The sequence below is a fragment of the Kiloniellales bacterium genome (assembly GCA_030066685.1).
Lineage (GTDB): Bacteria > Pseudomonadota > Alphaproteobacteria > Kiloniellales > JAKSBE01 > JAKSBE01.
The window spans coordinates 1-21905 of record JASJBF010000050.1; the positions used below are offsets into that span (position 1 = coordinate 1).

Here is a 21905-nt window from a genome sequence, read left to right on the forward strand (position 1 = left end):
AGCCCGAGGTAGGCCTTGCGCCAGCGCAGACCGAGTTCCTCGGAGCCGGCGATGCGGTTCCACAGGGACCAGGAGTCGATCAGCGCCGTAAGGAGGTCGAAGACGACAGCGTCGTAGTGCGCGGAGAACCCGGCTCCGGCGGCGTCCGCGTCGTCACTGTGTCGCGCTTTTCGTCGCATCCGGAGGGGCGCTCGGGGCCGGACCGGTCAGGGTGCCGAGGAAGGCGGCGATCTGGTCCAGTTGGAGATCGGTGAGCTCCAGCGCGTTCAGCTCCTGGTGCCCCAGCCCTCCGCCCGGCGCCTTGCGGTAGTGCTCGAGAACCTCGCGCAGGGTCTGAAAACGGCCATCGTGCATGTAGGGCGAGGTCTCGGCGATGTTGCGCAAGGTCGGCACCTTGAAAGCGCCCGAGATTTCGACGCCCCAGGTCCTGACGAAATCGATTTCCTCGCACTGCCCGGGTTTGGCGTCGCTGTAGGGACCGTCGCAGCGGAAGGGGTCCTTCAACGCCTGCTTGACCCCCTTGATCCGGCCGACGTCGTATTTCCTCACGCCCCGCCGAAGCTGGATCAGGCCTATGTTGTGGAACCCGAAATTGGTGAACAGCGGCCCGTTGTGACACCGCGTGCATTGGGTCGCCTCGCTGATGAAGAGCCTGAGCCCGGCAATCTCGTCCTGGCTCAGTTCCGGCTCCGCGGCGGCGGGCCCCTCGCCCATGGCCTTCACGTAGGCGTCGAAGCGTGACGGCGCGGGCAGGAAGCCTCGCTCGAAGGCGGCTACGGCCTTGCCGACGTTGGCGAAGGCCCGATTGATCGCTTCCTCGTCATCGGCCTCGCCCGGCAACGTCCCGAAGACCTCCTCGTAGGCTGCCCGCAAATCCGGATCCGCCGCGATGACCCCCAGAACGCGGCGGCGGTCGAAGCCATGCTCGACCGGCGTCTCCAGGGGCACCAGCGCCTGCGCCCAGTGGCTGTCCCGGCGGCCGTCCCAATAAAGCCAGGGGCTGTAGGCTGTGCCGATCAGGCTGGGGGCGCCGCGCTTCGTCTCACCGATGCCCTGGGACAGTGCAAGGCCGTCGGTGAAGTACTTCTCCGGCTGATGGCAGGTCGCACAGGCCACCTTCGCGTTGTCGCTGAAACGGGTATCGAAGAAGATCCGCTTTCCCAGTTCCGCGGCCCGGGGATCATCGGCGAAGCGGTTCGAAGGGTCGGGCGGCGGCGGCTCGAGGCTGTCGAGCTGCAGGGAACGCAGCATCCGCAACTCCGCCGGATTCCAGTCCTGGGCGGCACTCTCCTGGGCGACCACGGTCTGCGCCGCTGCCAACCAGAGCATCAGCGCTGCCGTCAGCGGCCAGGGCGCCCTGCGAAAGATCGCCGTCAACATCCCCGCTCGTTCGCCCGCCGGCGCCGACCCCACGCCGCCGGCGTCGAGATGGGACGGTCCCGGCGCCGGGGCACCGAGCGAGAGATCCTGGGACACACGCCTCTTCATTCCGGCCGAACTCATGGCTCGACCAGCAGGTTGAAGCTGACCCTGTCGGACTTCTCGTGAGCGGTGATCCCCATGGCCATCGCCCACCAGCCGGTCATGCTGAACTTGATGCCTTTCACGGCATAGGTGCCGGGCTCCACTTCCCCGGTGATCCTGGGGTCGGTGGGGAAGCCGTGATTGTGCAGGGGCATCCCGCCGTAAAACTTCACCTCCGCCCCGGTGACGGGAGCACCCTCGGGAGTTTCGATCCGGATCAGCCAGGTATGAATCTCGTTGAAGGGCGCAGGCTCCTCCTCCGGCGAAACGCTGACGCGGAACAGGCCCGCCTCGCTCGCCTTTTTCACTTCGGTATCATATCCCAAGGGGAGGCCGACGTCGGTCAGCCTCTTCTGGCCGAGCCGAACCTCTTCGCTCAGCACCTCCCATTGCTCGAGAAAGCCGAACTCGTCGGCGGCAACCTGCGCGCTTGCGGTGCCGCAAGGCACCGTGGTCGCGAGCATCGCAATGATCCAGAGTCTCCGGAGCATTATCCTACCCTTGCGATCGACACCCTGAACGCCTGTGGCGCCGACCGCCCCCACAACGGCAACCGGGACCGGCTGAGCCGGCCCCGGTATCATGACCAGCCGTGTTATCGGCTATCAGTCGTCGTCGTCTCCGTCCCCGTCGTCGTCATCGTCGTCGTCGAAGTCAAAGCGAAGCCGCGGACGCAGGAGGAAGAATCCGCGATCCATGCTGCTGACGGCGATAATGTTGGGGCGCTTGAAGTAGGGATAGTTGCTCCAGGTGCCGCCGTCGAAGGTCGCGTTGTTGTCCTCCGGATACATGTCGAAGAAGGCGACCTCGTCATAACGGCCATCGGCGACCCTGCTGATGTCGAAGATCCGCAGACCCGAAGTGTAGTTCGAGGCGAAGGAATATTTGCCCCGCGTGTAGAGATTGTGGTCGATCGAGGTCTCGCCGTTCGTCGTCTCGGCGAAAAGCACGGGGTTCTCGAGATCGTGAAGGTCCCAGAGCCGGGTCGTGGTCGTCGAGACCGCCTCGAAGAGCTCGTCCAGTTCGTCGTCGTGAATGAAGTAGGCCTGATCCGGCGTCAGCCAACCCTGGTGGCTGTAGCCGAAACCATCCGCGTAGGGCGTGTTCGAGATGACCTTGACGTCGTCCTTGTCGGTGACGTCGACGATGGACAGCGTGTTGAAGAAGGGCGCCTCGCCTTCGCTGCTGCGGTTGGCGGAGGAGCTGAAGCAGATCTCGTGATTCCGATACCTTCGGTCCGGACCCTTGTAGTTCACGCACTGCGTGTCGTGAACGTAGCCATGCTCGCTGAAGCAGCCGGCGTTGGTCGGATTGCTGGGATCGGAAATGTCGATCATCTCCAGACCGCCGCGGCAGGTGTTGGCCCCGACCACGTAGGCGAAGCCCGAGTCCACGTTGATCGCGACGTTGTGCGAGCTGGAGAACTCGTTGTAGAGGGCGGCGTTTTCCAGAATCACCGGCCCGTCGCGGCCGTCGAGACCACGCAGGGTCCGCAGGTCGAGAACCTGCAGGCCGTGATTGGTCGCCTCGGAGCCGATGAAGGCGTGGTTCTTGTAGACCTTGATGTCACGCCAGAGCTCCCGGTTCGGATCCAGGGCAGCCGCCGGCAGGAAGCCGACCACCTTCGGCCGCAACGGCCGGGTGACGTCGATGGCAAGCGTGCCTTCCGTCGCCCCGAGGAGCGCGTACTCGCGCCGAGTCTTCGGATCGGTCCAGCCCCAGATGTCGTTGACGAAGCTGACGCCCAGCTCGGCGATGTCGATGTGAGCGAGCAAGTCGACGTCCTTGCAGGGATACTGCCCCGCCGCAAGGCCACGCTTGCACGCGGCGAAAGTGAAGCCACCGGCACTCGATGTCGAGGCGTCGGCCGTCGCGGCCGAGCTGCTTGCGGCCGAGCCGCTCAAGGCGGTCGTGCTCAGGCTGCGCGTAGCGGACGACGCCTGGGTCTCAAGAAGCTTGGCCTTGTTCTTGGCCGCGATGAGTCGGAAGGATTCCGTCTTGCCGCCGTCGAAGTCGTCGGGTCTGTGTGCATTCGCTGTGGTGGAGATCGCAATGGCGGCCGCAGCGGCCAAAACGACCGTTGTAAAGTGATTCATTTTTGAAGCCTCCCAGCTTATACACGCGACGATAGAGCAGGCTTCGCCGAATTGTAAAGCGCCTTCCTCACCTGAAGGGGGTAGAAAGCAGTCTTCTACCCTCAAGAGCTGCAATCGGGACACAAAAGTTCCAAACTCGGATCGAAAACGAAACAATCCAAACAGACGGCTGTCTTCCGAGCTTCGCCCCCGAATCGCCGGGTCCGGCGCGTGCCGCCGCGTATAATCCCAGCTTTTTTGTGGTTTCTGCCGAAGCTTGCCGCCGCCGCGGCCGGAGGGCCGATCGGCGCCCACACTCAGGAGGTCTGACGGCGCCCGTTCCCACGCTCAACACCTCGGCCCCGGCGGGTCCATAGCCATAACAAGGTAATGCCCGGATGGGTTGTCAGACTCTAAGGGGTTGAACAAGGCATAAGCATATTGTCTTAAAGCGGGTTACCCGTTATTGGCGAAACCACTTGGCGCCGCTTGCAGCGAAGGACGGATTGCGCCCGCCCGCCGGCCGCGGTGGGCGCGACGGCGAGGCGCGAGAATCCATCACGCGTCTCCGGCCCGGCGCCGGCCGACCACGACGCCGCAGGCCTCGAGCCGCACGTCGCCGAGGATGGTGTCGTAGCCGGCTAAGAGCTCCGCAACGACGACGGCCTCCGGTCCGTAGTTAAAGACGTAGCGGTGGCGGCCGCGGTCCCTCACCCGGATGTCCGCGGGCAGGCGGCGCGTCTCGAGACCGGCGTCGCGCGCCAGCCGCTCAACCACATCGAGCGCGTAGGCGGGCGACGGCAGGCCGGCCAGGTAGGCGACCCCGCCCCGCTGGGCCAGTGCGATCTCGCCGTCCTCGGTGAGGTCGATCACGTCGACGCCGGGCGCCACGACGAGCTCGCGCCAGAGCGCGAAGTGCGCCTCCGCGCCCTTCTCCGCGATGCCGAGGGTCTCGAAGGGGGGCAGGCTCTCGACCCGCGACACGGTCAGGGGGATCAGCGACCGGAAGGCGCCAGGCGGCAGGGATTCCGGGATCTGGAACTCCTTGGTCTTTGACCCGCTGCGCGGTCCGAGCAGCACCCGCTGCCCCGCCGCCCCGAGGGCCGCCGCCAGCGCCGGGTCCTCTGCGAAGAGGCCCGGGACGATGACGAGCGCCCGGCCGGAGACGGCTTCCGCGGTCGCGGGCACGACGTCGACGGCGAGGCCGAGTTGCCGCAGGACGCGATAAAAGAGCAGACAGAGGTCGAGGTAGCGGAAGCCCCGGCCCTGCGGTTGGATTTCCCAGGCCCCGGCGCTCTCGTAGTCGAAGACCAGCGCGACCGGCGCTCGGGACAGGGGGTCCGGCGCGCCGAGCGCGGCGAACTCCCGCGCCAGGGCGGCGACGACCTCGAAGGCCTCGTTCGGCCGTCCATCGGGCAGCAGAAGGCCCTCGTGCATCTGTTCCTGGCCGAAGGGCGCCTGGCGCCAGCGGAAGAAGCTGACGACCTCTGCCCCGGCCGCGAAGGCCTCCTGGGCCCAGAGCCGGACCGCGCCCGGCGCCGGGATCGGGTTGTGCGGCGCCCAGTTGACCGCGCCGGGCTGCTGCTCCATCACCCACCAGCGCCCGCGGCCACAGGCCCGGTAAAGATCGTGGTGGAAGGCCTGGAAGTCCGGGTCGCCGACCTTGAGGTAGCGACGCTTGCGGTCGTCGTCGCGGAGGTCGCGCTCGAGATGGCCAAGCGGATAGCTGTCCCAAGTCGCGACGTCGAGATCGGCAGAGAGCGCGAAGTGATCGAAGCCGGTGAAGCCGCCCATGAAATTGTGCAGGACGTCCCGCCCAGGGGAATGGCGGCGGATGATTTCGACCTGGCGGCGGTTGAAAGACACCACCGCCTCCGAGGCGTAGCGCCGGAAGGCAAGCTCATGGGCCGGGTTCGCCTCCGTGACGGTCAGGTTCGGCAGCCCGACCTCGTCGAAGGCGCGGTACGCCATCGACCAGAAGACATTGCCCCAGGCCCGGTTTAGCGCCTCGACCGTCCCGTAGCGCGCCGCACACCAGGCGCGGAAGCCGTCGAGGGCCGCCGCCGAGTAGCTCAAGACCGTGTCATGGCAGCCGTACTCGTTGTCGGTCTGCCAGGCGACCAGCGCCGGATGGCTTCCGAAGGCCTCGGCCAGGGCGGTGACGATGCGCGCGCTCTCCTCCCGGTAGCCCGGGTGGCTGAAGCAGTAGTGCCGGCGCGACCCGAAGCCGCGCGGCCGGCCCTCGCGGTCGACCGCCAGCATCTCCGGCATGCGGTCGACCAGCCACTTGGGCGGACAGGCGGTCGGCGTCCCGAGCACGACCTCCAGGCCCGCGGCTTGCAGGGTGTCGATCGCGCGCGCCAGCCAGTCCAGACACAGCCCGCCCGGTTCCGGCTCCAGCCGCGACCAAGCGAACTCGCCGATCCGCACGACCGAAATGCCGACTTCGCGCATCATCGCGGCATCGGTCGGCCAGCGTTCTTCGGGCCAATGCTCCGGGTAATAGCAGACCCCGAGCCTGGGCCGGCGCGGCGCGTCCTCACCGCTCATCGAGCCCCCCGCCGAAGGCCTCGTCATAGGCCGCGATGACCGCGCGCGCCTTGGCCGCGACCTTCCCCGGCGGGTCGCCCGGCACGTAGAGGCTGGTGCCAAGGCCGAAGCAGCGGAAGCCGGCGGCGGCGTAGGCCCTGAAGTCGGCCTCGGAGACCCCGCCCACGGCCCCCATGACCGTGCCCATCGGCAGCACGGCGCGAAGCGCGGCCAGGCCGGCAGGGCCCAGCGCGCTGGCCGGAAAGATCTTGAGCGCGGAGGCCCCGAGCCGCAGCGCAGCGAGCGCCTCGGTCGCGGTGAAGACCCCCGGCAGGGTCACCAGGCCCTGCGACACGGCGCGTCCCAGGACCGCCTCGTCGACGTTCGGGCTGACCATCAGCCGGCCGCCGGCATCGCGCAGCCGGCCGACGTCCACGGCATCGAGAACCGTGCCGGCCCCGACCAGGAGCTCGGCGCCGAAACCGCGCGCCAGGCGCTCGATCGAGTCGAAGGGCGCCGGCGAGTTGAGCGGCACCTCGATCGCCTCGAAGCCGGCCTCGGCCAGGGCGCCGGCGATACGTTCGATCTCGTCGGGCCGGATGCCGCGTAGGATCGCCACCAAGTCCCGGCGGAGCGGCGGCCAGGGTTTCGCCGCGGTCATGCCCGTTGCCTCGCGAGGCCGCCGGCCGCAGCCTTGGACGCGATCGCCATCAGGCCGGCGCAGACCGCTCGATCGGCGTCGACGGTCGCCACCCTGACACCTGCGTTCGCAAGGGCCGCCTCGTAGAGGCGCGCCATGGTGCCGCTCGCGACCAGGGTCACCGCGCCGGAGCCGTCCCCGTCGCGCAGGGCGACCGCCACCTCCGCGCCGATCAGGAGCCCCGAGAGCCGCGCCGCAGCGGCAGCCCCGGTCAGGCCGTCGAGAAGACCGGCCGCCCGGATCGAAAAGAGCTCGGCCAGAACCCGCTCCGGCGCCGCCAGCGCGCGCGAGAGAGCCTCCAGGAAGACCGGGTCCCAGGCGTCGACCTGGGCGGCCGCCTCGGCCTCGACGGCGGCCAGGCTGTGGCGGAGGATCGAGTGCCTGGACAGGACGGCGAAGAGCTCGCCGGTCAGGTAGCTTGTGAAGTCCTCGACCCGCCGGTCCTCCAGCATGACCCATTTGGAATGAGTCCCGGGCAGGCAGACCCGCCTGCGGCCGGTCTCGCCGAGGGGAACCGGGCCGGCGACCGTGACCCCGATCAGCTGGGTCTCCTCGCCGCGCATCACGTCGGGCGCGGCGGGGTCCCGCTTGGCCAGACCGGGCACGATGCGCACCTCAAGGTCGGTGCCTGCCACCGCCACGACGCCCTCGGCGAGCTTGTCCAGCGAGGCCGGCAGGTCGACATAGGGCGCCTCGAGCCAGCCCTCGTGGGAGCCGGCCATGCCGCAGATCAGGATGGGCAGCGTCTCCGGCGCCAGGAGCCGGCCCAGATGGTTCCGCAGCACCGCCTCGAAGCCGAGGCGCCGCCCGGCCTCCAGGCCCTCCGATCCCTGGCTCAAGGCGAGGACCCGGCCCTCCGAGTCGAGCAGCCAGAGCCGGAAGCGCGTGGTGCCCCAGTCAACCGCCGCCAGCACGGGCCCGCCCTCGGTCATGCCCGGCCTCCGCCGCCGAGCAGGGTCTGGCCGCCGATCATCCGCGCGCCGAATGGAAAGGCGACACCCAGATCCATCAGCCCGCTCCCCTTCTTTCACCCACCGCTCGGCCCTCGAGGATCCAGAGCGTGTCGGGGAAGGCCAGCGGCAGGACCAGGCCGGATTGCATAAGCGCGGCGCCGGAGAGGCTGAGGCCAGAGCCGGTCAGAAGCGGTGACGGAAAGTGCCGGGTCGCCGCCGACTGGAGGACCTCCGGGTTGCAGAGGCGGACCCGATAGCGCCGCGCCGGGTCGAGGCCGGCCAGGCGCAACGGCACCGAGGCCTCCGCCCGCGGGACCGCCAGGGTCGCCGCGAAGAGCAGGAAGCAATCCCCCGCGTCGTCGACGCTCATCCGGGCTGAGGTCTCCTCGCCCACAGGCTCCAACCGGTACTCGCGGGCGGCGTGAAGAAAGGCTCGGTTATCTTTGTAGAAGTCGATCGCGCGGCGCAGCTCGTCGGCCTCCACGTCGCTCAGCTCGCGCAGGTCCAGCTCAAGGCCCATGTGGCCGGTCAGGGCGACGGCAGCGCGGAAAGCCATGGGCAGGACCCGGCCGGAGCTGTGGCAGCGGCGCGGACCGACGTGGCTGCCGACGACCTCGGGCGGCAGGAAGGTCATGGCCGCCATCTGCATGCGCCAGCGTTCCCGCGCGTCGTTGGAATCGGACAGCCAGACCCGGTCGCAGCGTTGCAGCATGCCGTAGTCGAGGCGGGCGCCGCCGGACGCGCAGGACTCGATCTCGACCTGCGGATGGCGCGCCCGCAGGCGGTCGATCAGGGCGTAGAGGGCACGGGTGCGGCGATAGGCCAGATCCCTGCCCTCCGCGTCGAAGGCCAGGGTGATGTCGCGGTTGTGGTCCCACTTGAGGTAGCCGATCCGATGGGACGACAGCAGCGCATCGAGCGCCTCGAAGAGGTGCTCGATGACCGCGGGCTTGGCCAGGTCGAGGGCCTGCTGGCCGCGGCCGGGGATCTGTGCGTAGCCCTCGGGCGCGAGGACCCAGTCCGGATGGGCCCGGGCGAGGTCGGACTCGAGGCTGACCATCTCCGGCTCGACCCAGAGCCCGAAGCCCAGGCCGAGGCCTTCGACGTGATCGATCAGGGGGCCAAGCCCCTGCGGATAGCTGCGCGGGTCGGCCCGCCAGTCGCCGAGGCTCGAGGTCGCGTCGTCGCGCTTTCCGAACCAGCCGTCGTCGAGCACGAAGCGCTCGGCGCCCAAGTCGGCGGCACGATTGGCGAGATCTTTCAGGACTTCGAGGTCATGGTCGAAGTAGACCGCTTCCCAGCAGTTGAAGTGCACCGGCCGCGGCGCCGGGGCGTCGGGCAAACGGACGAGGTGGCGCCGGACGTGGGACTGGAAGGCCTGGGCCAGGCCGCTGAGCCCGCCCTCCGCATGGGCGAAGTGGATGACGCCCGACTCGAAGCCACCGTCCTCGTTCCGGTCGCGGTCGTCCCGGCTGCAGGACAGGCCGAACTGCAGCTGCCGGCGCCCGTCGGGCAGCTCCTCGACGATCATCCGGTGGCCGCCGGACCAGCCGAAGTGGACCCCGTAGGCCGTGCCCTGCGTGGCCGTCGCCCCGGGCCGCGGGACCACGAGCGCCGGGAAGTGATCGTGGCCCGGCCGGCCGCGCCGGCTCTCGCGCAGGTGGACGCCACGCGCGAAGCCGACCCGTTCCTCGCCGAACTCCCGGCTCCAGCGGCCGACGTAGTCGATGAAGTCCGCGGCGTCCTGGGGCAGCGGCAGGACCGGCGCCGCCAGCCAGTCGAGGATGAGGTCCCCTGCCCCCTCGACCACCGCCCGGGCCCGGAGCACCTCCTCCCCCGGCGCCGCCTCGAAACAGGCCCGGTAACGCAGGCTGCGGTGGCGGTCGCGCGCAAGGAAACGGATCGTCCCGTCCTCGGCCTCGACGGCGTCCAGCTCGAACTGCGTGGCCAAGGGCCGGCCCCTCCCGTCCCGCAGGCGCAGGCCCGGCTGGCCGGGGAAGGCGCGGCCCTCCTCCGGGCAGAGCGAGAGCTCGGCGACCTGGTCGAGGGTCCCCGGGGCCAGCGGCCGGACCTGGCTGCGCGCCAGGGCCTCCAGGTCTTCGGTCGACGGCAGCGGCGCGCCCCAGTAGACGACGCCCGGCAGCCGGCCGTCCCAGGACGCGAAGGCCAGGGTCTGGCCCGGCGTGTCGAGGCGCCAGCACTGCAGGCTCGGCATAGGCCCGGGCTCGGGATGGGGCGCGGCCTGGGGCGCCATGGCTCAGCCCTTGGTCGCGCCGAGCGTCAGGCCGGCGATGAAGTGGCGCTGCATCAGGAAGAACATGATCACCGGCGGCAGGGCGGCGACGATCGAGCCGGCCGAGACCAGGTGCCAGGCGGCGACCCACTGGCCGTTCAACGAATAGAGCCCGGCGGTCACCGGCAGGGCGTGGTTACCCTGGACCAGGACCGTGGCCCAGAAGTAGTCGTTCCAGATGAAGGTGAAGATCAGCACGGCCAGCGCGGCGATGGCCGGACGCATCAGCGGCAGGACGATGTACCAGAAGATCTTCCACTCGCTGACCCCCTCGACCCGGGCCGACTCGATCAGCTCGCCCGGCAGCGCCTTGATGAAGTTGCGCATGAAGAGGGTGCAGAAGCCGGTCTGGAAGGCGACGTGGAAGAGGATCAACCCCATCGTCGTGTCATAGAGGCCCATCCGCAGGGTCAGGTCGCGCACCGGCACCATCAGGATCTGGAAGGGCACGAAGTTGCCGGCGACGAAGAGGAAGAAGACGACCAGGTTGGCCCGGAAGCTGTAGACCGCGAGCGCGTAGCCGGTCAGGCAGGACAGCGCGACCGCGCCGATCACGGTCGGGATCGTAACCTTGAAGGAGTTCAGGATGTACTGGCCGATCGGCGAGTTCTGGAAGACCTCGGCGTAGTTCCCGATCGCAATGGCGGAGGGCAGCCCGAAATAGTTCCCCGCGGCGAGGTCGCCGGAGGGCTTGAGCGAGGTCATCATCACGCCGAGGAGCGGCAGCAGCCAGAGCAGCAGGGCCAGGGGCAGCGCGGCCTTGTAGCCGCCGCGATAGAAAGCCCCCGCCCGTTCGATCGGCTTCGGGAACATCAGCCCTGCCTCTCTTCCGAGACCATGCGGACGATGAAGAGCGTGATGAAGACCATCATGATGCAGAACAGCACCACGGCGATGGCCGCGCCGTAACCCATGCGGAAGCCGTATTCCGAGAGCGCCTGCTCGTACATGTAGAAGGACAGCACCCGGCTGGAGCCATAGGGCCCGCCGTCGGTCATGATCGAGATCAGGTCGAAGGACCTGAGCGCGCCGATCACCGTGACCACCACCGCGATGAAGGTCGCCGGCCTGAGTTGCGGCAGGATGACGTGCCAGAGCATGCGCCAGCCCTTGGCGCCGTCCAGCCGGCCGGCCTCGATCTGGTCCGGCGAGACGTTGTTGAGCCCGGTCAGGTAGAGGATCATGCAGTAGGCGATCTGCGGCCAGAGGCCGGCGGCGATGATGCCGTAGGTGACGAAGCGCTCGTCGGCCAGGATCGCGACGCTCTCGCCGGTCAGGCCCTCGATGATCCGGGTCAGGAGCCCGAAGTTGGGCGCGTAGAACCAGGAGAAGATCAGCCCGACCACAACCTGGCTGATGACGAAGGGGAAGAAGAACAGCGACTTGTAAAGCCGGATCCCCCAGACGTTCTGGTTCAGAAAGACCGCAATCATCAGCCCGGCCGGGATCGCCAGCATGTAGAGCAGGAGCCAGAGGACGTTGTTCTCGAGCGAGGTGTAGAAGGCCTCGTCGTCGATCAGCTCGACGTAGTTCTCCAGCCCGATCCAGGCCTTCTCGCCGATGCCGTCCCAGTCGTAGAGGCTGATCCACATGGACTCGAAGATCGGGGCGATGACGTAAACCGCGAACATGAGGACGCCGGGCGCCAGGAAGAGCCAGGGCGCCAGCCGCCGCTGGTTACGGCGCCAAAAGCCGCTGCCCGATCGCCTGGCCGTGAGCGTCGCCGCCGACATGACGGAGCTTCCCGGGGTCCAGGCGGCCTATTTGTAGACCCGCTTGCGGATCTTCTCGAGCCGCTTGAGGATCCGCTCGGCCTGGTCCGGCTTGACCATGAACTCCTGGAAGCCCTCCATGCCCGCCTTGGCCATGCCGGCCGGGGCGTCGCGGTCGTAGAACTGGGCCAGGGCGTGGGCCTTGGACAGCATCGCGAAGCCCTCGGCGAGGATCCGGTCCTGGGGCGGCTCGGAGCGGTTGTTCACCGGCAGCTGGCCGAGGGTCCTGTTGATCGCGGTCTGGACCTCGGCGGTGGCCAGGAAGGCCAGGAACTTCCGAGCGTCCTCCTTGTTCTTGGCCTTGGTCGGGATGTGGATGGTGTCGGTCGGCGCGTCCTCGGCCTTCGGAATCCCCGGGGTGATCTCGGGGAACTGCAGGAAGCCGATCTGCTCTTCCTTCAGGCCGCCGTCGATCATGGTCGCGACCGCGAAGTTGCCCATGAGGTACATGGCCGCCTTGCCCTGGACGAGAAGCGGCACCGCCTCCTGCCAGTCGATCGCGGCGTGGTTCTCGACGAAGTAGCCGGGCTCGACCAGCTCGGCCCAGCGGGCGAAGACCGCCTTCACCCTGTCGTCGGTGTAGGCGACCTTGCCGGCGGTCAGGTCCATGTGGAACTCGTAGCCGTTGACCCGCAGGTTCAGGTAGTCGAACCAGCCGCCGGTCGGCCAGAGCGCCTTGGTGCCGATGGCGAAGGGGGTGATGCCGGCGGCCTTGAGCTTGGCGCAGGCTTCGAGCAGCTCGGCCCAGGTCGCGGGCGGCGCGATGCCCTGTTCTTCGAAGATGTCGGCGCGGTAGTAGATGCCCCACTGGTAGTAGGTGTAGGGCACGCCCCACTTCTTGCCGTCGATGGTCATCGAGGCCGCGGCCGAGGCCAGGGTCTCGTCCAGCCCGCCCTCGGCCCAGACGTCGCTGACGTCCTCGAAGAGACCGGCCTTGACGAAGGGCGCCATTCGGTTGCCGGCGTACCAGTTGGCCAGGTCCGGCGCGTCGGCGGTCAGGAAGTTCCGGATCGAGGTCTTGTAGCCCTCGTGGTCGAAGACGTTCCACTTGACCGTGACGTCGGGATGCTTGGCCTCGAAGGCGGCGATCAGCTCCTCGAAGGCCTTCTTGGGCGCCGGGTCCGAGGTGTCGGTGTTGATGACCAGCTCGCCGGCCCAACCGGCCGAGGCCATGGTCGCGGAGATCGCGGCGGCCGCCGCCAGCCGCCCGGCCGGAACCTTCATCTGCTCTGCTCCCCTTCGTTGCGCCGCCCGGCCCTTTGATCCGAGCGCTCTTGTGCGTTCCATTATTCGGAACACCGTTTCTTATATTGAAATTATGGGCGCTTCGCGCTATGGCTGTCAACAGGCAAGACGGCTACAACCCTGAGACGTGGACCCTGCGGGCCGCTTCGGAGGCGAGATGACGGAGCTGGAGACGCTCCCACCTGCGACCGCATCGCCGGACGAGGCCGGGCCGGGCACGGTCGGCAAGGCGCTGGAAGTGCTCGAGGCCATCGCCGAGGCCGAGGGGCCGCTGCGCTTCGGCGACCTGCTGAGGGCCCGGCCCTATCCCAAGGCGACCCTGCACCGCCTGCTCAAGTCCTTGATTCGCAACGGCATGGTCGCCTACGACCCGCGGCGCCAGACCTATCACCTGGGGCTCAGGCTGATCCGCCTGGCGAGCGGCGCCTGGGCGCGCTCGACCCTGGCGGAGGCGGCGCGCGGCACCCTGGACGCGCTCTCGGCGGAGATTGGCGAGACCCTGCACCTGGCCATGCTGGACGCCGGCCAAGTGCTCTACGTCGACAAGCGGACCTCGGAGCGCTCGGTCGCGATGTTCTCTTCGACCGGCAAGGTCGGGCCGGCCTACTGCACCGGGCTGGGCAAGGCCATGCTCGCCTTCCTGCCGGCCGAGGAGGTCGAGGCGGCGATCGCGCGCCAGGCCTTCCACCGCTTCACCGAAGCCACCTGCACGAAGCCGGCGGTGCTCAGGGCCGAGCTGGCGCGGATCCGGGACCGCGGCTTCGCCTTCGACCGCGAGGAGCACGAGGCCCGGATCATCTGCGTCGCGGTCCCGGTCCTGAGCGAAAGGGGAACGGTCCTCGGCGGGCTCTCGGTGACCAGCACGACCTACCTGTCGAGCCTGCGCAAGCTGGAGCGCTACGCGCCGCGCCTCGCGGAAGCGGCCCGGGCAATCGCCGCCGAGGCGGCGGTGCGCATGCTGCCCGGGACCTGAGGCGGACCGGCGCGGAGCGAGGGAGGAGCGCCATGGCGGGACTGCAGATCAGCGACCTGCGCAAGAGCTTCGGCTCGGTCGACGTCATCCGCGACGTCTCCCTGGAGATCGCCGAGGGCGAGTTCTGCGTCTTCGTCGGGCCTTCGGGCTGCGGCAAATCGACCCTGCTGCGCATGGTCGCCGGGCTCGAGGCGGCCACCGCCGGGACCATCGCCATCGGCGGCGAGGTGGTCAACGACGTCGACCCCTCGGAGCGCGGCGTGGCCATGGTCTTCCAGTCCTACGCCCTCTACCCGCACATGACCGTGGCCGAGAACATGGGCTTCGGGCTCAAGATGACCGGCGGCGACCCGGCGCTGATCAGCCAGCGGGTCGAGGCCGCGGCCAGGATCCTGCACCTGGAGCCGCTGCTGGCGCGCAAGCCCAAGCAGCTCTCCGGCGGCCAGCGCCAGCGGGTCGCGATCGGCCGGGCGATCGTGCGCGAGCCCAAGGTCTTCCTCTTCGACGAGCCGCTGTCGAACCTCGACGCCGAGCTCAGGGTCCAGATGCGCCTGGAGATCGCCAAGCTGCACCAGAGCCTGGGCGCGACCATGATCTACGTGACCCACGACCAGGTCGAGGCCATGACGCTGGCCGACAAGATCGTGGTGCTGAGGGCCGGGCGGATCGAGCAGGTCGGCGCGCCGCTCGAGCTCTACAACGACCCGGACAGCCTTTTCGTCGCCGGCTTCATCGGCTCGCCGCGGATGAACTTCCTCAAGGCCGAGGCCGCTGCCGCGGCCGAGGGCAGGCTGAGCCTCGCCCTGCCCGACTTCGACGGCGTCACCCTGGCCCTTCCGATCGCGGCCGCGCCGCCCGCAGCGGGCAGCAAGCTGCTTCTGGGCATCCGCCCGGAGCACTTTGCGCCCGCGGGCGACGGCGGCGGCGCGGTCGAGATCGCGGCCCGGGTCGAGGTGGTCGAGCACCTGGGCGGCGCCTCCTACGCCTACGCTCGCTCCGAGGAGGCCCACCCCCTGGTGGTCGAGCTCCAGGACGGCCAGAGCGCCGCCGAAGGCGCCCGTCTCACCGCCGCCTTCGACCCCGCCCGCGCCTTCCTCTTCGACGAGGAGAGCGGGCGGCGGATCCGGTAGCTGCAATCTCCCGATGCAGCCTTGGAGCCGGACCGGCGGCCCCTTCGGCGGCATAAGCGATTACAACAGGTAATCCCCGAAAAAAGGTGGCGATGACGGGCCTGTAAACGCAGTCGATTGCGGGGCGCGCCACCACGCCAAGCTGCTCTTCTTGGCTCCGCCTGCCGAGCGGACAAGTCGATTACGGCTGGAAGTCTGCTTAGGCCATGTGACCGAACCTCGGCAGCGCGGCCCACCTAATGCCAAGGGAAGGAACAGCCACTTCCCAAAATCCTACGATTGATGACGCAGTCTCTCTGCTTCGCGTCTGTCCACCCATAGCACGTAAAGGGCAGCTGTAAGCCCCAAAGCTGCTGACAACAGCATCATTCCAAGCAGCCCGTAGGCCGCATTCTGTTCGGTGAGAACAGCGCCAGTGATCCCGGACATTAGAGCGCCACCCGCAACCGTGATTGCCCCAAATAAGCCTGACGCGCTTCCTGCTAAACTTGGTCTTACGGACATGGCACCGGAAATGCTGCTCGGCATGGTTATGCCGTTTCCAACGCCATAGAAGATGCAGGCGCCGAACAAAGTGACCTCATGAAAGACTCCTACCAACGGAAAAAGTAGGCCCAGAAGCAAGCCTAAACAGGCAACACTGCGCCCGGCGATCATCATGGTCGTGAGCGCATGGCGCGCGGCAAATCGACCGGCGAGAAAGCTGCCAAACACAAAGCCTCCGGTGATGCTGCCCATGTAAACGCCGAGTTCCGCGGCCGAGATTTCGAAGAGGACGGAGGCGACCAAGGGCGCCCCGCCCAAGAAGGCATAGAACCCGCCTGTCGAGAAAGCCATGCAGAGAGCATAGCCCCAGAACCGACGAGAGCCGAACAGCTCGGGATAGCTGCGGAGCTGTTGCAGGAGGGTCTTTGAGGGGGTTTTGTTGGTTTCGCGGAGATCGAACCAGCAAAGGCCAAGCACTGTTAGACCGAAACACAAGAAGGCCCAAAAACTTGCGCGCCAGCCGAAGAGCTCTTCCAAAGCGCCGCCGAACATTGGCCCGAGCATGGGCGCGACCGCATAAGCCATGGCGATATAGCCCATCAGGCTGGCGGCCTTTTGTGCTCCCGAACAGTCCCTGATGACCGCGAGCGAGACCGTGTAACCGGATATAATCGCGGCCTGCATCATCCGAAACACCACAAAGCTCACGATGTCGGTCGCCAGCAAGCAACCGACAGATGCCAGACAAAAAATCACCAGACCTGACAAGATGACGGGACGCCGCCCGAAGCGGTCGGACAGAGGCCCCATGAGCAGCTGCAAGACGGCGGTCATGGCCGCGTAGCCGGCGATGGAGAGGTTCACCAGTGCGTAGCGGGCCTCAAAATCCGCCGCGATGCTGGAAAGCGACGGAAGGAACATGTTCAAGGATACGACCGATAGTCCACTCAATAATATGAGCGTAACGAGTCTCGGCGGTTTGACAGTATCCTGATCCACGGGGTCCTTTCCGCCCATCGGCGACAACCCCGTCGACAAATGGGCAAAAAAATGCCCCCGTTCTTGTTGGGGGCGCACGGGGTTTCGGTTTGGGTTCCGTTACCGGTCCAAGCGCCTTTCTCCCACGACGACGACAGCGATTTTCATATCAGTAAGGTCCCAAACGTTTGGTCAGCACGTTAGGCATGGACATCCGCAGCGTCAACGGAGGCGCGTGCTCGACCAAGTCCGCCTTGGGTCAAAACACCCTCTTACCGAGCATCGACGCGCACGTCCGGCAATAGGGACAGAGCAGTCCCCGCAGCCGCTTTTGCGATCCGGTCAGGAGAGCAACCAGCCGCCGTCGACGTCGACCGTGGTGCCGGTCATGAAGTCATTGGTCACCACCAGCATGATCGCCTGGGCGACCTCGTCGGCGGTGCCGGCCCGCGGGATCAGGTTGGCGGCGGTCAGCTTCTCGTAGTGCGCCTCGCGCTCGGCGCCCTGAAGCGAGACCATCGGCGTGTCGATCAGGCCGGGCGAGACCACGTTGATCCGCCGCGGCGCGAGCTCGGGCGTGACGCCGCGCACGAAGGCCTCGACGGCGCCGCCGACCGACCCGATGGCGATCTGGCCGGGCTTCATCCGACGGGCCGGCGCACCGGAGACCAGCACGATGCAGCCGTCCGGCGGCAGGTGGCCGGCGCCGAAACGCACGACGTTGGTATAGCCCCAGAGCTTGTCGAAGGAGCCCTGGTAGCCGTCCATGTCCATCTCCAGGAAGGGGCCCACCGCGCGCTCGCCCCCGGTCGCCGCACTGATCAGGATGTCGAAGGGCGCCAGCCTCTCGAACAGCGCCTGCAGCGCCGCGCGGTCGCGAACGTCGCAGCGCTCGAGCGTGATGCCCGGTCCCGGGTCTCCGGCCTTCGAGGGATCGCGACTGATCGCGACCACCGCCGCCCCGGCGTCGGCGAGCCGCCGCGCGGCCGCCAGACCGATCCCCGAGGTGCCGCCGAAGACGATCGCTTTCCTACCGTTTACATCCAATTTCCTCACTCCCTCCACCGCTATGCCTGATGTGCCTTTCCGCCGACCATGCTACGGCAGGCGCGCCTATGCAAACGGCGAGTTCCTTCCGTATCGAGACCTTCGCATCGGCAGACATGATCGAGCATCCTTCACGCAACCACCCGTTGTTTGGAAAGTGCCCTACAGCCGGAACTTCCTGCCCGCTCCCGTCACGGCGCGGCGCGGCGCCTTTCGAGCAGGGCGTCGAGCCAGTCCGGGTCCATTTCGGGGACCGAGGAGAGCAGCAGGTCGGTGTACTCGTGGTTGGGCGGGGGTCAGGACCTCGGCCTTGGGACCCTGCTCGACGATCTGTCCACGGAGCATGACCACGATCTCGTCCGAGATCGCCTTCACCGTCGCCAAGCCGTGGGTGATGAACATGCAGGAGACCTTGAGCTCGTCCTGCAGGCGCTGCAGCAGCTTCAGAATCTCCTCGGCGACCAGCTGGCCGAGGGCCGAAGTCACCTCGTCGCAGATGATCAGCTCGGGCTCGGCGGCGAGCGCGCGGGCGATGCAGATGCGCTGCTTCTGGCCGCCCGAGAGATCGCCGGGATGGCGGTCGATGAAGTCGTCGGGCTCCAGCTCGATCAGGCGCAGCAGCTCGCGGACCCGCTCCTCTAGGACGCGGCCGCCATGCCCAGGTAGAAGCCGAGCGGCCGGCCGATGACCTCGCGGACACGCTGGCGCGGGTTCAGGGCCGTGTCGGGCATCCGATAGATCATCTTTTGTATTCGCGACAGGTTATGGCGCCGAGCAGTTTGTGCCCGGGGCGCTTTTCCCCGATGATCGCCAGGACGCACGCCGGGATTCCAAAGCCGCTAGAGACGAGACGCCATGGTCAAAGCCGCCGTATGCCGTGCCTTCGGCGCGCCCCTTCAGATCGAGGAGATCGCCGTCGCCGAACCGGGACCTGGAGAAGTCCGGGCCAGGGTCGCGGCCTGCGCGGTCTGCCACTCAGACATCCTCTACGCCGAGGGCGCTTGGGGCGGCGAGCTGCCGGCGGTCTACGGGCACGAGGCGGCGGGCGTCGTCGAGGCCGTCGGGCCGGGAGTGCGCCACGTCGCGCCCGGCGACACCGCGGTGATCACCCTGGTCCGGGCCTGCGGCCGCTGCCCCTGCTGCACCCAGGGCTTCTACGGCTCCTGCGAGACCCGCTTCGCGCTGGACGAGGCCAGCCCGCTTGCGGATGCCGGGGGCCTGCGCCTGGTCCACGGGCTGCGCACCGGCGCCTTCGCCGAGGCGGTGCTGGTCGAGGCCTCCCAGGTCGTCGCGATACCCGGGGAGGTGCCGCTGGAGAGCGCCGCCCTGCTGGCCTGCGGGGTGATCACCGGGCTGGGCGCCGTGATCAACACCGCCAAGGTCCGGGCCGGAGCCGACGTCGTCGTGATCGGTACCGGCGGGGTCGGCCTCAACGCCGTGCAGGGTGCCAGGCTGGCCGGTGCCGGCCGGATCATCGCCGTCGATCTCTCCGACGACAAGCTGGCCGCCGCCGAGGCCTTCGGCGCCACCGACGGGGTCAATCCGGGCGCGCAGGACCTGGCCGCGGCGGTGCGCGCGCTGACCGGCGGCCGGGGGGCCGACTACGTCTTCGTCACGGTCGGCGCCAAGGCGGCGGTCGACGGTGCCTACGACCTGCTCGCCGCCGGCGGCGCGCTGGTGCTGGTCGGCATGCCGGCGGTGGGCGAGACCTCGGCCTTCGAGATCGTCACCCTGGCCAACGACAGCAAGCGCATCCTGGGCAGCAAGATGGGCTCCTCCAACATCCACGAGGACATCCCGCGGCTGATCGGGCTCTACCGCCAGGGCCGGCTCAAGCTCGACGAGCTGATCTCGGCGCGCTATCCCCTGTCCGAGATCAACGCGGCCATCGCCTCGACCAAGCGCGGCGAGGCCCTGCGCAACGTGATCGTGTTCTGACCCAGGCCTGCGTCCGCCAAGTACCCAATTCCGGGGCAGGAATTCAGGTGAATCCGGAAGTTCGGTCGACACATTCACGCGTGGTGACGAGACAACAGCTCTTGGCTGCGCCGCGGCTGGGCAAGCCGCCGCACTACGTCTCGGCCCACATTCTCAGCAAGTTGGCATAGGTCTTGAAGGCCAGATCGGTCTCGCGAGAGTCCGGCGAGATCTCGGCCAAGCGGCGCCGGATCAGGTCCAGGTCGCTGAGCGCCTCGCGCTTCAAGGGATCCCGGACATGGCTCTCGACCCAGGTCACTGCGGCAATCCGCTCGCCCTTCGAGACCGGCGCGACCCGGTGCAGGGCGCCCGAGGGATAGACCACCGCCGTGCCCGCCGGGAGCTTGATCTGCTCTTCGCCGATTGCGGTCTCGACCGTCAACTCCCCGCCCTCGTAGTCGCCGGGGTCGTTGAGGAAAAGAGTCACCGACAAGTCCGTGCGGACCTTGCGATCGCCGCCCATCAGAGCGTCGTCGACATGTAGCCCGTAGTTCATGCCTTCCCGGTAGCGGCTGATCAGAGGTGTCTGCACCACTCTCGGTATCGCGACCCTTTGGAATTCTTTATTTTCTCTCAAAGCCTTGACGATCGACTTCTTGATTTCCTCGGCGCCCGGCGCCTGCTTTTTGAGCTGCAGATTATTCTTAACCAGCTTGGCGCGGAACCCGGCGGTTTCTCGGCCGTCGACGAACTCGGCGGATTGAATCGCCTCAAGGGTCGATCGCAGCTGCGCGGGTTCGAGGACGCCATCGATGCAGAAAATCATGCTTCTACCCTTCAACCTGCTCCCAGATGCCCTTGCCGTTCCGACAGGCGACGCGCGTTGCGGTCTCGTCGGCCGGCCGCGCATAGACGACCTCGCGGTACACCCGGCAGTATTCGCCCGACAGATTCTTGAAGGTCCTCAAAGGGGTCACGCTGCCCTTCAGATTGCCTTGGCTGTCGCGCCATTCCAGCTTCGATTGGCTTAGCCGCGTCTCAAGCGCTTTCTGCACTGCTTCTCCGGCCTGCTCGCGGTTCGCCGGAGACAGCCCGGAGTAGAGGTCCGTGGCCTTCTTTGCACTGCTTCCCGAGCAAGCGAGCATAAGCAAGCTGCCGAGCATGCAGAGACAAACGACGACGATCCGTCCCGAACGCGGGCATCGGGGCGAGATCATTGCCAGCCTTTGGCGATCGCTTCGGCCTCTTCCTCCAGCGTCAGGTCGCGCCCTCTCTGCTCGACTGACCCGAAACCGTCCCCGGCCTCACCGCCTTCGCCAGACTCCCCGCCTTCCCCAGATTCTCCGCCTTCGCCGGACTCCCCGCCTTCGCCGCCTTCACCCGACTCGCCGCCCTCGCCGCCGGAACCACCCTCGCCACCGCCGGATCCGCCTTCTCCGCTACCGGAATTGCCCCCCTCGCCGCCTTCGCCGCTGCCGGAATTGCCGCCCTCACCGCCTTCGCCGCCACCGGAATCGCCGCCTTCGCCGCTACCGGAATTGCCGCCCTCGCCTTTGTTGTGGACCAGGAAGCCGTTGGCGAAGTAGCGGTGGTCGCCATCGAGCAGGAGATTGTAGAGCGGGGTTTTGGGATCCGCGGCCGCGCTCTCGATTGAGACAAGCCGGTAGGGAGCCAGTTCGAGCGCGGCGGCCTCGGCGCCGATGGCTCCGGCCTGAACCGATTCGAGCCCAGGCTCCGCCAGCAAGACGTCTCCGGGAACCAGCGGCGCGATGCGCAAGTCTTTCGTTTCCAAGGCCGTGGCCTCAGGGTCAACGGCCTTCCAACCGGCAAGAGTCATGAAGGGGTGCTCGGCGGTAAAGAAGGCCGGACCGCCGTTGAAGCCGTAAAGCCGACGCCGCCCCAGGAGAGGCCGCTCAACGCCGATGACCTGATTCTGGCCGCCGCCTGGCGCACGCACGCAATCGCCGACCGAGACAGCCTCGATCGACCGCTCGCGCCCGTCCGCCATGCGGACCAATGTGCCAGCGATGAAGCAGGACTTGGCCCACGCGCTGGCCGCCTCCAGCGTAACCTTCGGCCCTCCGGGCTCGAGGTCGAAGGTCACCGGAAGGGCTGTCAGGACCAAGGCAATCGCGCTGGTCGATGCCAGGAGATGAAGGCGCACTCTGGGACGCTTATGCAAAGCTGCCAAGGGCTACTCCCTTACCAATTTATGTGCGACCGCTCGATTGGACGACTTCGCGCTGACTTGTCCAGCCCAAACTCGCCCGACCGGACGCCGAA

19 protein-coding genes are annotated in these 21905 nt (G+C 67.7%); 4 read left to right on the forward strand and 15 right to left on the reverse strand.

Features of this window, described 5'->3' with window-relative positions; genetic code table 11:
- Positions 1-153 precede the first annotated feature (153 nt).
- The 10 genes from QNJ30_24145 to QNJ30_24190 form a co-directional block, all read right to left on the reverse strand.
- Entirely contained in the window at positions 154-1488 is a 1335-nt protein-coding gene (locus QNJ30_24145; protein ID MDJ0946552.1) for a cytochrome c peroxidase, read from the reverse strand.
- A gap of 11 nt (positions 1489-1499) precedes the next feature.
- On the reverse strand, positions 1500-1988 hold the full coding sequence (locus QNJ30_24150) for a FixH family protein (GenBank protein ID MDJ0946553.1): 489 nt from the start codon (positions 1986-1988) through the stop codon (positions 1500-1502).
- A gap of 141 nt (positions 1989-2129) precedes the next feature.
- Entirely contained in the window at positions 2130-3620 is a 1491-nt protein-coding gene (locus tag QNJ30_24155; GenBank protein ID MDJ0946554.1) for a choice-of-anchor B family protein, read from the reverse strand.
- 537 nt (positions 3621-4157) lie between these two features.
- Positions 4158-6149, reverse strand: a complete 1992-nt coding sequence (locus QNJ30_24160; GenBank protein MDJ0946555.1) for a beta-galactosidase — start codon at positions 6147-6149, stop codon at positions 4158-4160.
- A complete protein-coding gene (locus tag QNJ30_24165; protein MDJ0946556.1) occupies positions 6139-6789 on the reverse strand; it encodes a 2-dehydro-3-deoxy-6-phosphogalactonate aldolase in 651 nt (216 codons plus the stop codon). The genes QNJ30_24160 and QNJ30_24165 overlap by 11 nt, the downstream gene beginning before the upstream one ends.
- Entirely contained in the window at positions 6786-7760 is a 975-nt protein-coding gene (locus QNJ30_24170) for a 2-dehydro-3-deoxygalactonokinase (protein ID MDJ0946557.1), read from the reverse strand. Before QNJ30_24170 ends, QNJ30_24165 begins: the two co-directional genes overlap by 4 nt.
- A gap of 76 nt (positions 7761-7836) precedes the next feature.
- The gene (locus tag QNJ30_24175) at positions 7837-9996 is read right to left on the reverse strand and encodes an alpha-galactosidase (protein MDJ0946558.1); all 2160 of its coding nucleotides are present in this window, start codon (positions 9994-9996) and stop codon (positions 7837-7839) included.
- A gap of 42 nt (positions 9997-10038) precedes the next feature.
- Positions 10039-10887 (reverse strand): carbohydrate ABC transporter permease, encoded by an 849-nt coding sequence (locus tag QNJ30_24180; GenBank protein ID MDJ0946559.1) that lies wholly within the window; start codon positions 10885-10887, stop codon positions 10039-10041.
- Positions 10887-11807: a sugar ABC transporter permease gene (locus QNJ30_24185; GenBank protein MDJ0946560.1), complete on the reverse strand. Its 921-nt coding sequence runs from the start codon at positions 11805-11807 to the stop codon at positions 10887-10889. Before QNJ30_24185 ends, QNJ30_24180 begins: the two co-directional genes overlap by 1 nt.
- A 27-nt stretch (positions 11808-11834) precedes the next feature.
- Positions 11835-13070 (reverse strand): extracellular solute-binding protein, encoded by a 1236-nt coding sequence (locus tag QNJ30_24190; protein ID MDJ0946561.1) that lies wholly within the window; start codon positions 13068-13070, stop codon positions 11835-11837.
- Between the two features lie 178 nt (positions 13071-13248).
- Here QNJ30_24190 and QNJ30_24195 point away from each other — a divergent pair, with 178 nt between their 5' ends.
- Both QNJ30_24195 and ugpC read left to right on the forward strand, forming a co-directional pair.
- Positions 13249-14064 carry an IclR family transcriptional regulator gene (locus QNJ30_24195; protein MDJ0946562.1) on the forward strand — a complete coding sequence of 272 codons (816 nt, stop codon included), beginning with the start codon at positions 13249-13251 and terminating at the stop codon, positions 14062-14064.
- 32 nt (positions 14065-14096) lie between these two features.
- Positions 14097-15194 (forward strand): sn-glycerol-3-phosphate ABC transporter ATP-binding protein UgpC, encoded by a 1098-nt coding sequence (ugpC, locus tag QNJ30_24200; protein ID MDJ0946563.1) that lies wholly within the window; start codon positions 14097-14099, stop codon positions 15192-15194.
- A 273-nt stretch (positions 15195-15467) separates the two neighbouring features.
- Here ugpC and QNJ30_24205 read toward each other — a convergent pair whose 3' ends face one another.
- Together QNJ30_24205 and QNJ30_24210 are read right to left on the reverse strand one after the other, a co-directional pair.
- On the reverse strand, positions 15468-16697 hold the full coding sequence (locus QNJ30_24205; protein MDJ0946564.1) for a multidrug effflux MFS transporter: 1230 nt from the start codon (positions 16695-16697) through the stop codon (positions 15468-15470).
- A 303-nt stretch (positions 16698-17000) separates the two neighbouring features.
- Positions 17001-17705: an SDR family oxidoreductase gene (locus QNJ30_24210; protein ID MDJ0946565.1), complete on the reverse strand. Its 705-nt coding sequence runs from the start codon at positions 17703-17705 to the stop codon at positions 17001-17003.
- A 273-nt stretch (positions 17706-17978) separates the two neighbouring features.
- On the opposite strand from QNJ30_24210, the gene QNJ30_24215 reads away from it, so the two are divergent.
- Both QNJ30_24215 and QNJ30_24220 read left to right on the forward strand, forming a co-directional pair.
- Positions 17979-18347, forward strand: a complete 369-nt coding sequence (locus QNJ30_24215; GenBank protein ID MDJ0946566.1) for a hypothetical protein — start codon at positions 17979-17981, stop codon at positions 18345-18347.
- 213 nt (positions 18348-18560) lie between these two features.
- Positions 18561-19643 (forward strand): Zn-dependent alcohol dehydrogenase, encoded by a 1083-nt coding sequence (locus tag QNJ30_24220; protein MDJ0946567.1) that lies wholly within the window; start codon positions 18561-18563, stop codon positions 19641-19643.
- A 133-nt stretch (positions 19644-19776) separates the two neighbouring features.
- Here the strand turns inward: QNJ30_24220 and QNJ30_24225 are convergent, their stop codons facing one another.
- Genes QNJ30_24225 through QNJ30_24235 form a run of 3 tightly spaced genes read right to left on the reverse strand, consistent with a single transcriptional unit; the run spans position 19777 to position 21813 of the window.
- Entirely contained in the window at positions 19777-20448 is a 672-nt protein-coding gene (locus QNJ30_24225; GenBank protein MDJ0946568.1) for a Fe2+-dependent dioxygenase, read from the reverse strand.
- A 4-nt stretch (positions 20449-20452) separates the two neighbouring features.
- Entirely contained in the window at positions 20453-20839 is a 387-nt protein-coding gene (locus QNJ30_24230; GenBank protein ID MDJ0946569.1) for a hypothetical protein, read from the reverse strand.
- Entirely contained in the window at positions 20836-21813 is a 978-nt protein-coding gene (locus QNJ30_24235; protein MDJ0946570.1) for a Hint domain-containing protein, read from the reverse strand. The genes QNJ30_24230 and QNJ30_24235 overlap by 4 nt, the downstream gene beginning before the upstream one ends.
- Between the last annotated feature and the right edge of the window lie 92 nt (positions 21814-21905).